Origin of the sequence: Quisquiliibacterium transsilvanicum (genome assembly GCF_014202215.1) — a bacterium.
GTDB classification, from domain to species: Bacteria; Pseudomonadota; Gammaproteobacteria; order Burkholderiales; family Burkholderiaceae_E; genus Quisquiliibacterium; species Quisquiliibacterium transsilvanicum.
Genome location: NZ_JACHGB010000005.1, coordinates 254,701 through 269,929, shown reverse-complemented (window position 1 = coordinate 269,929; position 15,229 = coordinate 254,701). Strand labels below are relative to the sequence as shown.

The following is a 15,229-nucleotide window of genomic DNA, read 5'->3' as shown; positions in this document are numbered from 1 at the left end:
AGCTGATGGTCTGTATGTCTGGATGGGCTTCCGCGCTACGCGCAGTCTTTATGCATTGATGCCGTAGCCCCGACTGCTTCCACAGCCTACGACTTCGGCAACTTCCTCGGCGACTGCTCAGTATTGCCTTGCCGGCGACTGCCTTCTGAGCGGGGGGCAAGTGTCGCAGGACCTTTGCGGCGCCGTGAAGGTGCGAGCAATCCACCCAGGATGAGCGCATACGCCTCCTCGAATGCCTGGGAGATCGTCAGGCCGGCTTCCGCGAGGAACGCGGACCGACGCAGCCTGAGTGATGCCCCCAGCAGGACCTCGGTGGCCACGAACTGGTTGTGAGCGGTGAAGACTCCGCGCCGGATGCCGTCCTCGAGGATTCGCCGCACGCCCTCGGCGCGGGCGATCTGGTAGCGATCGAAGATCTCGCGGCCTTCGGAGGACGACTCGAGGTCGCGCAGGAACGCAGGGCTCAGCGTGACCGTCGATGTCACACCAACGCGGAGGTAGGCGGCGATCGCGCGCGCCGGATCGGGTTCACGGGCAGCCGCCTCGAAGCCTTCGCGGAGCATCTGGTCGAAATGCGCTCGCGCTGCGAGGTGCAGCAGCGCCTCCTTGCTGGGTGCCAGCTCATAGAGCCGCCTGCGGGAGCAGCGCAGGCGGGTGGCCATCTGCGCGACCGAGAGCGCGGAGATGCCTTCGGCCTTGAGCAGCTCGAAAAGCTGCGTGGCGAACTCCTCGCCGGTACGCGTGGTTCTCATTGCTTGTTTCGGTCGCCCGGTCAGATCCGGCCAGAGGATAGCCTCTCGCTTGCTTTGCGGTACTGAATGCGTTGACGTGGTACCAAAACATGTCTCTAATCCATCGAGTACAACAACGCCCCGTTCGCTCGCCTTCGCCCGAAGGCCGCGCGCCGGCACGACACGCGAGGAGACCTGATGGACAACGTTTACGTGGTGGGCGTCGGGATGACGCCCTTCGGCCGGCTCATCGATACCAGCATCAAGGAGATGACGCGCCAGGCCGTGGATGAAGCACTGTCGGACGCCGGCATCGGCGCAGACGCGCTCCAGGCGGCGTTCTTCGGAAACGCCTCGCAGGGGCACATGGAAGGCCAGCAGATGATCCGGGGACAGGTTGCGCTGCGCGCGATGGGTATCCAGGGCATACCGGTGACCAACGTCGAGAACGCCTGCGCGAGCGGCAGCACGGCGATGTACCTCGCCGTCAATTTCGTCAGGTCCGGCGAGGGCGACGTGGCGCTGGCCGTGGGCGCCGAGAAGATGTTCTCGACCGACCGCGACCGGATGTTCTCGGTGTTCGACAGCGCCTGGGACGTGTCCGAGGCCGATGCGATCCGCGAACGCCTGCTGAGCATGGGCGCGGGCGTCGAGGTGCCGCCCGGTACCACCTCGCCGAAGCCCTACAGCGTGTTCATGGACGTGTATGCGGCATTTGCACGCTTCCACATGAAGCGCTTCGGAACCACGCAGCGCCAGCTGGCCGCCGTGGCCGCGAAGAACCATCGCCACTCGCAGCACAACCCCCTGTCTCAGTATCGCAATCCGTACTCGATCGACGAGGTGCTGGCTGCCCCGCCGATCACCTACCCCCTGACGCTTCCGATGTGTTCCCCCATCTCGGACGGAGCGGCCGCGACGATCGTCTGCAGCGAAGCGGGTATGCGTCGTCTCGGGATCGACCGGCGTCGGGTCGTGCGCGTGCTCGCTTCGGTGCTGCAGACCGGAAGCGATCGCGACCCGAGCGATGTGGAGAATCATTGCACCGCGCTTGCGGCGCGGCGCGCCTACGAGAAGGCAGGCCTTGGACCGTCCGACGTTTCGGTTGCCGAGGTTCACGACGCGACCGCGATGGGCGAGATCATCCAGGTCGAGAACCTCGGCTTCTGCGCATTCGGCGACGGCGGCCCTCTGGCCGAGCGCGGCGACACCTCGATCGGCGGCCGAATTCCGGTCAACCCTTCCGGCGGCCTGGAGTCCAAGGGACATCCGGTCGGCGCGACAGGCCTCGGCCAAGTGCATGAGCTCGTCACGCAGCTGCGCGGCGAGGCTGGGTCGCGGCAGGTGGACGGCGCGCGAATCGCGCTGGCCGAGAACGGCGGGGGGCTGCAGGGAGTCGAAGAGGCCGTGGCCTGCGTGACGATCCTGTCGAGGTAGCCGCCATGCCGCAGTTCGATGGCCGCTTTGCGCCAGCAGGTCCGGCCATGATCAAGGGTGCCGAAGAGGATGGTACCAATGGTATTGACGGGGTACCTTTGCCCGCTTCTAATTGACCGATCAGGCGACAGTCCGTCATTACCGCTTGCACCGTCGCTTGAATCCCGCCGGGCCGGCAGAGCCGGTTCCCGCCGGGCGCCCTAAACACCACGAAACGATAAGAGGAGACATCGATGAACACGAACAGGCGCGATTTCCTTACGATGGCCGCCGCCGCGGGCGGCGCCGTGGTCCTGCCGGGCATCGCCCGCGCCCAGTCGCCGGGCGTCACCGCGACCGAGATCCGGATCGGCAACACCACCCCGCTGAGCGGCCCGGCCGCAGCCTGGTCCTCCGGTGCGATCGTCTTCAAGAACTATCTGCAGATGATCAACGATCGCGGCGGCATCAACGGGAGGAAGCTTGCCGTGCTCCAGATGGACGACGGCTACAGCCCGCCCAAGACCGTCGAGGTGACGCGCAAGCTGGTCGAGCAGGACGAGGTGCTCCTGATGGCCGCGACCACCGGCACGCCGACCTCGATCTCGGTGCGCGCCTACCTGAACCAGAAGAAGGTTCCCCAGCTCTTCGTGGGCTCCGGCGCCGCCAGCTGGGCCGACGACATCCAGAAGTTCCCCTGGAGTCTCGGCTTCCAGCCGCTGTTCTCCGACGAGGGACGGGAGACGGCCCTCTACGTGATGAAGCATAAGCCTGGCGCGAAGATCTCGGTCTGCTACCAGAACGACGACGCCGGCAAGGACTTCCTGAGGGGCCTGAAGGCGGGCCTGAACGCTGCCGGCGCATCGAAGCAGCTGGTGAACGAGTCGACCCACGAGGTTTCCGATCCCACGGTCGATTCGCAGGTGATCTCGGCGCAGGGCTCGGGAGCCGACGTGTTCATGCTGTTTGGCTCGCCCAAGGCGACCGCGCAGGGGATTCGAAAGGCGGGCGAGATCGGCTGGAAGCCGCAGATCTTCGTGAACGGGAACGCCACCTCGGTCAAGAGCGTGATGGAGCCCGCGGGGCTCGACCGGGCCAAGGGCGTGATGGCGGCGGCGTTCATGAAGGACCCGAACGACCCGCGCTGGGCGGACGACAAGGGGATGCTCGAGTGGAAGGCCTTCATGGACAAGTACAGTCCGGCCCAGGCACGCGACAACCTCGCCACTTACGGCACGCTGTCGGCGCAACTGCTGGTGCAGGTGCTGACCCAGTGCGGCAACGACCTGTCGCGCGAGAACATCATCCGGCAGACCGCGAACCTCGACATGGACCTGCCGCTGCTGCTTCCGGGCCTGCGCGTTAAGACCAGCGCCACCGAGCGCCACCCGCTGCGCAGCATGCGTTTCCAGCAGTTCGACGGCGCCGGCTGGAAGGTGCTGTTGTGAGCGTGGCCGCGACCGACAGCCTGACCGCCGGCGCAGCGCCCCCGCTGCCCCTCGGGCAACTGGTGCGCTCGCGCGCCGGTTGGCCGGAGGAGCCGCCGTTGCTCACCTTCGTAGGGCACGACGCCTCTGGTGCTTACGTGGTTGCGCACCGGCACTTCGCCAGCTTGTGGCGACGCGGCCAGGCGATCGCCCGGGCGCTCGCTGCACGGGGCGTCGCAGCGGGTGACCGCTTCGCGCTGCAGATGCAGAACCACGCTGAGTTCGCCGACGCGGTCGTCGCCTCCGCGATCCTCGGCGCGGTCTTCGTGCCGATCGATCCGCGCACGCGGGGCAAGAAGCTGCAGTACATGCTCGATGCCGTCGGCTGCAAGGGGGTGATCGCCGGAACCTATTGCCTCGAGGCGCTGCAGGAAGTCGTCCACGAGGCCCCGTCGGTCGGCTGGGTGCTGCTGGTCGGGCCTCGCGACCCGGCGCGCGCGCTGCCCGCGCGCACCGAATGGCTCGACGACGTCGTCGTACCCGACGGTCCGGACCTGCCCGTCACAGGGGACCGCCTGGACATGGCGATGCAGATGATGTTCACCTCCGGGACGACCGGTGACCCGAAGGCGATCGTCGGGACCTATCAGCGCTACGCATCGATCGGCGACATCGTGCGCGCCCTGGGCGTGATCGACTCCGACCGCATGTACACAGGGTTGTCGATGACCCACGGCAACGCGCTGATGATCACCATGGGCGGCGCTCTGTACACGGGCGTCCCCGCGGTGTTCAGCCTGAAGTTCACGAAGAGCCGCCTCTGGTCGGTGATCCGCGACTTCCGCTGCACCACGATGAACCTGCTGGGAGGCATGTTCAGCGCGATCTACAGCGAGCCGCCCACCGAACGCGACGCCGACAACCCCCTGCGGGTGGTGCTGTCCGCGGGCATGCCGAAGAACCTGTGGGAAGCATTCGAGAAGCGATTCGACCTCCGGGTGCTCGAGTTCTACGGCGCATCGGAAGGCGGCCTGCTGGTGAAGCACCCTGGGGTCGGACCGATCGGCAGCATCGGACGTCCGCCGCCCAGCCTGATCGCTCACATCCTTGACGAGGAAGATTGCGAGTGCGCGCCCTTCCAGCCTGGCGAGATCGTCTTCGAGAACGCCGACGGCAGCCCCGCGGTCGTCGACTACTTCGGCAACCCGGATGCGTCGCAGAAGAAGACTCGGGGCGGATGGCTGAGGATGGGCGACATCGGTTACCGCGATGACGAGGGCTGGTTCTACTTCATGCATCGCAAGGGCAACGAGATTCGCCGCAACGGCGACTTCATCTCGCCGGGCTTCCTGGAGAAGGAGATCGCCGAACACCCGAACGTCATCGACGTCTTCGTCTATGGCGTGAAGAGCACCAACGGTACGCCGGGAGAGAAGGACGTCGTGGCTGCGATCGTCGCTCAGGACGCTCGTGCCTGGGATGCCGAATCCGTCTTCGCCTTCTGCGAGACGCGGCTGGAGAAGAACAGCGTCCCGTCGTACTTGCAGCTTGTCGATGAGATCCCGAAGACGGCCTCCGAGAAGCCGCTGGAGCGGGTGCTGCTGGAAACGTTCAGCCCATCGGCGGCGAACGTGTTCGCGCGTCGTACCGACGACGTGGCGGCGTGAGGCGGACGCCCGGAAGCGTATAGGCCAAGGGGGCGCGTCGCGGGAGGCGGTTACCTGCCGCGACGCGCATGATCCTCACCCCGCCTTCCGCGGCGCCGTCCCGCTGCGCACCTCCCTGAACGGCACGTCGCGATCCACCTCCGGCTCCCTGGGCAGGCCCAGCACGCGCTCGGAGATGATGTTGCGCTGGATCTGGTCGGTGCCGCCGCCGATCGAGGTGAAGTAGGCGTTGAGCGTCAGGAAGTTGGCGTCCTCGGCGCGCGGATGCTCGGGGCCTTCGAGCAGGCTTTCGGGGCCGAGCAGTGCGGTGCGCAGCCGTGCCTCCTCGTGCAGGATGCGCGACATCGCCAGCTTGCCCAGCGACATGATCGGCGACGAGGTGCCCTGGGCGAGGTCCGCCTTGGCACGCGCGGTGTTCAGCCGGTTGAGCACGCGGTAGGCGGTCACGCGTGCGATGTCCTGGCGGATCACCGGGTCGGCCAGCCGGCCGGCCTCGCGGGCTAGCGCCACCATCGCGGTGTCGCCCTGCGGATTGGCCAGCCCGCTGCGCGGGCCGCGGGCGCCCTCCCCCATCACCGAGCGCTCGTAGGCGAGCGCCGTCTGCAGCACGCCCCAGCCGCCGTTCAGCGGGCCAAGCAGGTTCTCGGCGGGCGCGATCGCGTCGGTGATGAAGACCTCGTTGAAGTGCGCCTCGTCGGTGACCTGGCGCAGCGGCCGCACCTCCACGCCGGGCTGCTTCATCGGCAGGAAGAAGAAGCTGATGCCGCGGTGCTTGGGCACGTCCCAGTCGGTGCGCGCGATCAGCATGCCGTAGTCGGCGGTGTGGCCGTTGGTCGTCCAGACCTTCTGGCCGTTGACCACGAAGTGGTCGCCCTGCCGATCGGCGCGGGTGCGGATCGCGGCCAGGTCGGAGCCGGCGCCGGGTTCGCTGTAGAGCAGGCACATGCCGACCGCCTCGGTCAGCAGCGCGGGCACGATGTGCGCCTTGAAGGAGGGCGTGGCATGCGCCAGCGCGGTGTTGGCCCACAGGTTGATGCGGTCCTGGCCGGCTCCGGGCGCGCCCGCTTCTGCGAAGGCTCGCTCGATGAGCCTGCCCTGCTCCGCCGGCAGCCCGCGGCCCTGCCATTCGGGCGACCAGGTGGGCACGGCGTAGCCTGCGGCCAGCACCTTCTCGAGGAAGGCGCGGCGCTCGGGCGAACGCAGCACGCCGCATGGGGCCTGCATCGTGGCGCGGTCCCAGTGCTGGGCCAGCCAGGCGCGGACCTCGGCGAGCAGCGCTTCGTCGGTGATCGGGGTGCTCATGCCTGGGCCTCCAGCAGTTGGACGTAGCGTTCTCGGTACGCGGCGGGCGTGCCGAACAGTTGCGCGTCGGCGCGCGCGCGGCGCAGGTACAGGTGGGCGGGGTGCGCCCAGGTGAATGCGATGCCGCCATGCATCTGGATGCTGGTGGCGGCCACGGTGGAGAAGGCGTCGGCGCAGGCGAAGGCCGCCAGGCACACCGCCTGCGGCGCATCGGCATCGCCGTCGGCCAGGCAACGCGCCGCGTGGCGTGCCGCCGAGGTGCAGGACTCGCTCTCGAGCAGCAGGTCGGCGGCCATGTGCTTGATGGCCTGGAAGCTGCCGATGGCGCGGCCGAACTGGAAGCGATCCTGCGCGTAGGCCACCGTTGCCTCGAGCACGCGGCGCGCCGCGCCCGACTGCTCGCCGGCCAGCGCGATGCGCGCGAGGTCCAGCGCGGCTTCCACCGCCTGCCAGCCGGGACGGGCGCAGGCCAGCCGGCGCGCGGGCGCGTCCTGCAGCGACAGTTCCGCCATGGGCTGCGTGCGGTCGAACACCGGCAGCGCCTTGCGCTGCAGGCCCGGGGCTTCGGCCGGCAGCTCGAAGACGCCGATGCCATCCGGGGTGCGCGCCACCACCAGCAGCAGGTCGGCGATCTGGCCATGGGTCACGTAGCCGGCGGTGCCGGCCAGGCGCCAGCCGTCGCTGCCCTGCCGCGCCGTGACCGCCACGTCGCTCTCGGTCCAGCCGCCCTTCGGGCCGGTGAGCGCCACGGTGGCGATGCGGCTGCCGTCTGCAATTCCCGGCAGCAGCCGCGCCTGCGCGTCGGCGTCGTCCAGCGCCTGCAGCAGGCCCGCGGCGAGCACGCCACTGGAGAGCATCGGCGTGCAGGCCAGCACCGCGCCCATCTCCTCCATCACCCGCTCGAGCTCCACCGGGCCCGCGCCCACGCCGCCGTGCCGGGCATCGACCAGCAGGCCGGCCACGCCCATCGAGGCGAGGTCGCGCCAGAGCGCGGGGTCATGGCCCTCGGGGCCGTCCATCGTGCGGCGCACGTCGGCTTCGGTGCTGCGGTCGGCGAGCAGCCGGCGCACCGAATCGACGAACGCGTCGAGTTCATCCTGGTCGATCGTTGCCATGGGTTCCTGTGTGGGTTGGGTGCCCGGGCGCCCTTGGGCGGGCACGGTGCGCATCATGGTAGCGGTCGGTCCCCACCATCGCTTCGCGTCGAGCACGAAAGCGGTACGCCGGCAGCCGTCACTGCGCCCGCGCATCGGGCATCCTGCGCATTGGCGCGCGCCGCAGGCCTGGCCCCGCAGCGCGCGTGGAGAACGGGATCACCCACACGGAGGAGCACTCGAATGGAACTCAAGGACAAGGTCGTCGTGATCACCGGCGGCAGCGGCGGCATCGGCCGCGCGATGGCCAAGGCCTTCCTGGCGCAGGGCGCCAAGGCCGTCATGCTCGCCGACCTGGACGCGGCGGCGGTGAGCGCGGCCGCGAAGGAGATCGGCTGCGACGGCATGGCCTGCGACGTCACGCAGGAGGCGCAGGTGCAGGCGCTGGTGAAAGCGACCGTCGACAAGTACGGCCCCATCGACCTCTTCTGCTCCAACGCCGGCGCCGGCGGCAAGGGCGTGCTGACCGACGCGCCGAACGAGGTCTGGCAGAAGCAGTGGGAGTTGCACGTGATGTCGCACCTGTACGCGGCCCGCGCGGTGCTGCCCTCGATGATCGAGCGCGGCTCGGGCTACCTGCTGAACACCGCGTCGGCCGCCGGACTGCTGGCGGCGCTGGGCTCGGGGCCCTACACGGTCACCAAGGCGGCCGCGGTGAAGTTTGCGGAGTTCCTGTCGATCACCCACGGGGACCAGGGCATCAAGGTGTCGGTGCTGTGCCCGCAGGGCGTGAACACCGCGATGGCGCCGCGCTCGCTGGGCGACGGCCAGACCGACGGCATCATCGAGCCCGAACAGCTTGCGCAGACGGTCGTCGAGACGCTGCGCGAGGAGCGCTTCTACGTGCTGCCGCACCCGGAGGTCGGGGAATACGTCCGCCGCAAGGGCGAGGACGTGGATCGCTGGCTGGGCGGGATGCGGCGGCTGCGGAGGAAGTCGCAAGGGGGGTGATCTCGCTCCGAGCGAGCGCTACCGCCCTTCGGCGCGACAGCGGGGCCGGCCGGTTTCCGACGGCCGGCTGCCCGTGGAGAATGCACCAATAGAACGCCCATTGACACCCATTCAGCGGTCAGGCCTTGCAAGGCATGCGCCGCCATAAATGGGTGTTATTGGGCGTATCATGGACTGCATGCTTCGCTCGGACACTCTTCAGATCACCACTGAGATCCTGAGCCTCATTGCTCGGATCGATGAGTTCAAAGGCGCCTGGCGCGCCCTGGGCAGCCTTGCGCCTGATCGTCTGTCGGCCTTGCGCAGGGTGGCCACCATCGAGAGCATCGGCTCGTCCACCCGTATCGAGGGCAGCAAGCTGACCGACCGGGAAGTGGAGAAACTGCTTTCCAATCTGGCCATCCAGTCTTTCGACACCCGTGATGAGCAGGAGGTGGCTGGCTACGCCGAGCTGATGGAGTTGGTGTTCGGCTCTTGGCGGCACATCCCGTTCAACGAGAACCACATCAAGCAACTGCACCAGATCCTGCTTCGCCACAGCGAAAAGGATGCGCGTCACCGGGGGCAGTACAAGACCAGCTCGAACAGCGTGGCCGCTTTCGATGAGAACGGCGTGCGGATCGGAATCGTGTTCGAGACGGCAAGCCCGTTCGACACACCGCGGCTGATGGCCGAACTCGTGACCTGGGTGAACGAAGAGCGTGGCAAGGCGCAACTGCATCCGCTGCTGATCGTTGCCATCTTCGTGGTGGTGTTCCTGGAGATCCACCCGTTCCAGGATGGCAACGGCCGCCTCAGTCGTGTGCTGACGACGCTGCTGCTCATTCAGGCAGGCTACGCCTACGTGCCCTACAGCTCGCTGGAAAGCGTGATCGAACTCAACAAGGAGGCCTACTACCTTGCATTGCGGCAGACGCAAGGGTCGATCCGCACGGACGCGCCCAATTGGCAGCCGTGGCTGGTGTTCTTTCTACGGTCTCTGGCCGAGCAGGTCAGGCGACTCGAGAAGAAGGTCGAGCGCGAGAAGATCGTGCTGGCTGCCTTGCCGGACCTTTCACTCCAGATCGTCGAATTCGCCCGAGAGCACGGACGCATCACCATGGGCGATGCCATCAGATTGACGGGTGTCAGCCGAAACACGTTGAAGCAGCACCTCCGCAATCTGGTCGATCGCGGCCATTTGAACCAGCAGGGCAGCGGGCGCGGTGTCTGGTATGAACTCAAGTGATGGTACGGAAACAAGTCCCCCAGGCTGACATGACCGCTCTCTCCTCGTTGCTCGACCACTATCGCCACTCCTCGATGTCAGAACGCGAGAAGGGCACGTACTTCGAAGAGCTCATGCTCTGCTACCTGCGCAACGAGGCGACCTACCGCGACCTCTACAGCGAGGTCTGGACCTACGCCGACTGGGCAGCGCAGCAAGGCTTGGACAAGCGTGATGCCGGCATCGATCTGGTGGCCAAGACCCAGGGCACCGGCGAACTCCACGCCATCCAGTGCAAGCTGTACGCCGATGACTATCGGCTGCAGAAGAGCGACATCGACAGCTTCTTCACCGCCTCGGGCAAGAAGCCGTTCACCCACCGAATGATCGTCAGCACGACCAACCACTGGAGCACCCACGCCGAGGAGGCGCTGCGCGACCAGCAGCCGCCTGTCAGCAAGATCGACCTGAACGCTCTGGAGAGCAGCCAGATCGACTGGGCAAAGTACCAGTCCAAGGCGGCGCCGGTACTCAAGGTCAAAAAGCAGCTTCGACCGCATCAGCAACAGGCGTTGAATGCCACATTGGCCGGGTTTCAGAGATCCGACCGGGGCAAGCTCATCATGGCCTGCGGCACCGGCAAGACCCTCACCAGTCTGAAGATCGCCGAGGCCCTGGCCGGCAAGGGCAAGCGTGTGCTGTTCCTGGTGCCCAGCCTGTCCCTGCTGTCGCAGACCCTGGCCGAGTGGACCCAGGAAAGCGCTACGCCCTTGCACAGCTTCGCCGTCTGCTCGGACAGCGATGTGGGCAAGAAGCGCCAGAAGGACGACGACAGCGTCCAGACCTTCACCCACGAGCTGCGCTATCCGGCCACGACCGAGCCCGCGCGCCTGGCCACCGAGATGGTCAAGCGGCACGACGCCGCGCACATGAGCGTGGTATTCAGCACCTACCACTCGATCGACGTCATCAGCAGCGCCCAGCACGGCCATGGACTGGCCGACTTCGACCTCATCGTCTGCGACGAGGCCCACCGCACCACGGGCGCCACCTTCGGCGACGACGACGAGAGCAGCTTCGTGAAGGTGCATGACGCGGACTTCATCCGGTCTGCGAAACGCCTCTACATGACAGCCACGCCGCGCATCTATGGCGACAGCGCCAAGGCGAAGGCAGAGCAGGGCAGCGTCGCTTTGTGCTCGATGGACGACGCGGCCCTCTATGGCCAGGAGTTCCACGTCATCTCCTTCTCCGAGGCGGTGCGGCGCGGCCTGCTGGTGGACTACAAGGTCATCGTGCTGTCCGTGGAAGAGAGCCACGTGAGCCGCCGCATCCAGTCCCTGCTGAAGGACGAGAACAACCAGCTCAAGGTGGACGACGCTGCCAAGATCATCGGCTGCTGGAAGGCCTTGGCCAAGCAGGGGCTCACCGAGGAGTTGAACGGTGACCACGAGGCCATGAAGCGGGCCGTCGCCTTCTGCCAGGTCATCGAGGTGAGCAAGGGCGCGAAGACCCACAAGGTCAGTTCGAAGAACATCGCAGGCATGTTCCAGGCGGTGGTCGAGGCCTACCAGGCCACCGAGGAAGACGATGCGGCTTCGACGCTGGCCTGCGAAGCGGAGCACGTGGACGGAAGCATGAACGCCAGCGAGAAGGAGGCCAAGCTCGCGTGGCTCAAGGCGGACGCCGCCGCTGACACCTGCCGCATCCTGAGCAACGTGCGCTGCCTCTCCGAAGGCGTTGACGTACCTGCCCTGGATGCGGTGCTGTTCCTGACCCCGCGCAACTCTCAGGTGGACGTCGTGCAGTCCGTCGGCCGGGTGATGCGCAATGCGCCGGGCAAGAGACGCGGCTACGTCGTCCTGCCGGTGGTCATCCCGGCAGGCGTGGAGCCCCATGATGCGCTCAACGACAACAAGACCTATGCCGTGGTGTGGCAGGTGCTGCAGGCGCTGCGCTCACACGACGACCGCTTCGACGCGATGGTCAACAAGCTGGACCTGATCGGCCGAGACACCAGCAAGATGGAAGTCGTTGCCATCACCGACAAGATTCAGAAGAAGTCGGAAAAGGCGAAGGGACCAAAGAACAAGGACGCCGGCAAGGGGGGGTTCGCCATCGGTGAACCGGAACCCAAGCGCTACGGCAAAGAGGACCAGGCTTCCCTGCCGTTCGAGATCGGCGAGATCGAGAAGGCCATCTACGCCAAGCTGGTGCAGAAGGTGGGCAACCGCCACCATTGGGAAGACTGGGCGAACGACATCGCCAAGATCGCCCGCACCCACATCGACCGCATCACGGCCATCGTTGAAGAGCCGGCCAACGAGAAGGAGCGCGCGGCCTTCAACACCTTTGCCGGCGAGCTGCGTGACGACCTGAACAGCAGCATCGGCGACGGCGAGGTCATCGAGATGCTGGCCCAGCACCTCATCACAAAGCCGGTCTTCGATGCCCTGTTCGAGGACTACAGCTTCGCCCAGCACAACCCCATCTCGCTGGCCATGCAGGGTGTGCTCGACGTGCTGCAGGAGCACCGGTTGGACAAGGAGGCCGACACCCTCCAGCGCTTCTACGACAGCGTGAAGATGCGCGCCCAGGGCATCGACAACGCGGCCGGCAAGCAGAAGATCGTCGTCGAGCTGTATGACAAGTTCTTCCGCAACGCCTTCCCCAAGATGACCGAGCGGCTAGGTATCGTCTACACGCCGGTCGAGGTGGTGGACTTCATCATCCACAGTGTCGCCCACATCCTCGAGACCGAGTTCGGTCAGACGCTTGGCAGCAAGGGCGTCCACATCATCGACCCCTTCACCGGCACCGGCACCTTCATCACCCGGCTGCTACAGAGCGGCCTGATCGCGCCCGAGCATCTGCCGCACAAGTACAAGCACGAGATCCATGCCAACGAGTTGGTGCTGCTGGCCTATTACATCGCCGCCATCAACATCGAGGCCGTGTACCACGGCATCGTGGGCGGCAAGTACCAGCCCTTCGAGGGTATCTGCCTGACCGACACCTTCCAGATGTACGAGAAGGAGGACCTGGTGGATGCGCTCCTGGTGGACAACAGCGCGCGGCGCAAGCGGCAGAAGAAACTAGACATCCGGGTCATCATCGGCAATCCGCCGTACTCAGTAGGGCAGAAGAGCGAGAACGACAACAACGACAACGTTGCCTACCCGCACCTGGACGGGCGCATCCGCGCCACCTATGTCCAACGTTCTGACGCGATGCTGGCCAAGGGCCTTTACGACAGCTATATCCGCGCCATACGCTGGGCCAGTGACCGGGTCGGCAGCAACGGCGTTATCGGCTTTGTGACCAACGCTGGCTTTCTGGACGCGCAAACAGCCGATGGTCTGCGCCGCTGCTTGGCCGACGAGTTCAGTAGCATTTACATCTTTCACCTGCGCGGAAACCAGCGCACAGCTGGCGAGTTGTCACGTCGGGAAGGCGGCAAGATTTTCGGCAGCGGAAGCCGCGCTCCGATTGCCATCTCGCTGCTGGTCAAGAACCCCGTCTCCAAGCAGCCGGGGCAAATCCACTTCCATGATATCGGCGACTGCCTTAGCCGGGAGGAGAAGCTGACTAGGATTGCCGATCTGGCCAGCGTCGCCGGTATCGCTGCAATTGAGGGCTGGCATGCCATTACGCCAGATGTCCATGGCGATTGGCTCAAGCAGCGCGATGACAGCTTTGCCGAGCACATGGTGCTGGGCGATAAGAAGGGCAATGCGCCCAAGCTGTTCGGGAACTTCTCGTTGGGCGTGGTCACCAACCGGGACGCCTGGTGCTACAACGCCTCGAAAGCGGAATTGACGGCTAATATGACTCGGATGATTGCTTTCTACAACCAGGAAGCAGAACGTTTTGCGGCCGCCCACCTTGGCTTGGACAAGAAGCAGCGCGAATCCTTGGTGGATGATTTCATAGACGCTGATGCGAGGCGGATTGCATGGACCCGGTCACTCAAGCAGGAGCTTGCGAAGGACCGGCGTTTCAGATTTCAGACTGTCTGCCTGATTCCTTCGATGTATCGACCATTCAACAAGCAATGGACCTACTTCAACCGCCGATTCAACGAAGTGGTGTACCAGATGCCCAGGATTTTCCCGGACGCCTCTGCCGAAAATCGCGTCATCATCGTTCATGGACCCGGAGAAATTCTGCCGTTTACGGTCCTGATGACATCTGTCCTGCCAAACATTCATGTTTTGCACGGCGGCCAGTGCTTTCCGCTCTACCTATACGACGATCCGGAGCCCGAGGCCGCAGAAGCCAGCCCTGAGCAGTCCGCCCTGTTCAGCGAGGAAGTTGAACCGGCGGAGCCGCTGGCAACCAGGCGCCGTGACGCCATCACGGCAGAAGCGCTTGCGCACTTCCAGTCCGCCTACCCCGACGAGAGCATCACTCGCGAAGACATTTTCTACTACGTCTACGGCCTGCTGCACTCGCCCGACTACCGTGAGCGCTTCGCCGACAACTTGGGCAAGGAACTGCCGCGCATCCCGCGCGTCAAGACGGCCACCGATTTCTGGGCTTTTTCCCATGCCGGCCGCAAGCTGGCCGACCTGCACCTGAACTACGAGAGCGTTGAGCCCTATCCCCTGAAGATCGACAGCGGCGGCAGGAAGCTCACCGACGCCGACTTCCGCGTCGAGAAGATGCGCTACGGCAGGAAGGGCAAGGACAAGGACCTGACCACCCTGCACTACAACGACCGAATCACCTTGACGGACATCCCGCCGGAAGCCTATGAGTACGTCGTCAACGGCAAGCCGGCCGTGGACTGGGTGGTCGAGCGCCAGGGCGTCAAGACCGACAAGAACAGCGGCATCGTCAACGATGCCAATGACTGGGCGATTGAGACAGTAGGAAATGCTCGCTACCCGATGGAGTTGTTCCAGCGCGTGGTTACCGTGAGCTTGGAAACGATGAAGATCGTGAGGGCACTGCCCCAACTCGACATTTCATCGGCCAACAGCTGACACAAGGTAACTTCCCTGACGGCGACAGGTTGCATAACCGCTCTGTGCTCACCGACTTCGCAGGCGCGTCGCTCTCGTACAGTACCCAGGCCTTGGGGCCCTTGGTCCTTGATGACCTGTCGTTGCTTTATCAAGAGCAAAACGAGGAGCGCCGGCGATAATTCACACGACCGGAGCGGCTCAAGCCGATGGGTGCTGCGCGAGTCGTCATTGGCACAGCCCAAACGTCGATCGACTATAAAAATTCTTGCAAAGGCATAAGGATGGTATAGGCATCGACAGAAAGTAGTGCGCTAAGTCGTGGACTTTTCGTAGATCACGAGTTAGCACGCCGCTAGCGTTCGTAGTGGCACGGGCGCCAGTTGGCTGGACTTCCTAGAGGCGGC

The 15,229-nt window shown here is 65.4% G+C and carries 9 protein-coding genes; 6 read left to right on the top strand and 3 right to left on the bottom strand.

Annotated elements, in window-relative coordinates; translation table 11 throughout:
* Positions 1 to 86: 86 nt before the first annotated feature.
* On the bottom strand, positions 87 to 752 hold the full coding sequence (locus HNQ70_RS13710; RefSeq protein ID WP_183968540.1) for a TetR/AcrR family transcriptional regulator: 666 nt from the start codon (positions 750 to 752) through the stop codon (positions 87 to 89).
* Positions 753 to 929: 177 nt separating this feature from the next.
* Here HNQ70_RS13710 and HNQ70_RS13705 point away from each other — a divergent pair, with 177 nt between their 5' ends.
* The 3 genes from HNQ70_RS13705 (at position 930) to HNQ70_RS13695 (ending at position 5,241) form a co-directional block, all read left to right on the top strand.
* Positions 930 to 2,168 (top strand): thiolase family protein, encoded by a 1,239-nt coding sequence (locus HNQ70_RS13705; protein WP_183968538.1) that lies wholly within the window; start codon positions 930 to 932, stop codon positions 2,166 to 2,168.
* 233 nt (positions 2,169 to 2,401) lie between these two features.
* Positions 2,402 to 3,595, top strand: a complete 1,194-nt coding sequence (locus tag HNQ70_RS13700) for an ABC transporter substrate-binding protein (RefSeq protein WP_183968536.1) — start codon at positions 2,402 to 2,404, stop codon at positions 3,593 to 3,595.
* Between the two features lie 98 nt (positions 3,596 to 3,693).
* The gene (locus HNQ70_RS13695) at positions 3,694 to 5,241 is read left to right on the top strand and encodes an AMP-binding protein (RefSeq protein ID WP_246434961.1); all 1,548 of its coding nucleotides are present in this window, start codon (positions 3,694 to 3,696) and stop codon (positions 5,239 to 5,241) included.
* A gap of 75 nt (positions 5,242 to 5,316) precedes the next feature.
* Here HNQ70_RS13695 and HNQ70_RS13690 read toward each other — a convergent pair whose 3' ends face one another.
* Both HNQ70_RS13690 and HNQ70_RS13685 read right to left on the bottom strand, forming a co-directional pair.
* Entirely contained in the window at positions 5,317 to 6,543 is a 1,227-nt protein-coding gene (locus HNQ70_RS13690) for an acyl-CoA dehydrogenase family protein (RefSeq protein ID WP_183968534.1), read from the bottom strand.
* Positions 6,540 to 7,658 (bottom strand): acyl-CoA dehydrogenase family protein, encoded by a 1,119-nt coding sequence (locus HNQ70_RS13685; protein ID WP_183968532.1) that lies wholly within the window; start codon positions 7,656 to 7,658, stop codon positions 6,540 to 6,542. The genes HNQ70_RS13690 and HNQ70_RS13685 overlap by 4 nt, the downstream gene beginning before the upstream one ends.
* A 222-nt stretch (positions 7,659 to 7,880) precedes the next feature.
* On the opposite strand from HNQ70_RS13685, the gene HNQ70_RS13680 reads away from it, so the two are divergent.
* From HNQ70_RS13680 to HNQ70_RS13670, 3 genes are all read left to right on the top strand, one after another.
* A complete protein-coding gene (locus HNQ70_RS13680) occupies positions 7,881 to 8,648 on the top strand; it encodes an SDR family oxidoreductase (protein ID WP_183968530.1) in 768 nt (255 codons plus the stop codon).
* Between the two features lie 178 nt (positions 8,649 to 8,826).
* Complete coding sequence (locus HNQ70_RS13675; protein ID WP_183968528.1) at positions 8,827 to 9,876, top strand: Fic family protein; 1,050 nt, start codon at positions 8,827 to 8,829, stop codon at positions 9,874 to 9,876.
* Between the two features lie 29 nt (positions 9,877 to 9,905).
* On the top strand, positions 9,906 to 14,843 hold the full coding sequence (locus HNQ70_RS13670) for a DEAD/DEAH box helicase (RefSeq protein WP_183968526.1): 4,938 nt from the start codon (positions 9,906 to 9,908) through the stop codon (positions 14,841 to 14,843).
* The last annotated feature ends 386 nt before the right edge of the window (positions 14,844 to 15,229 follow it).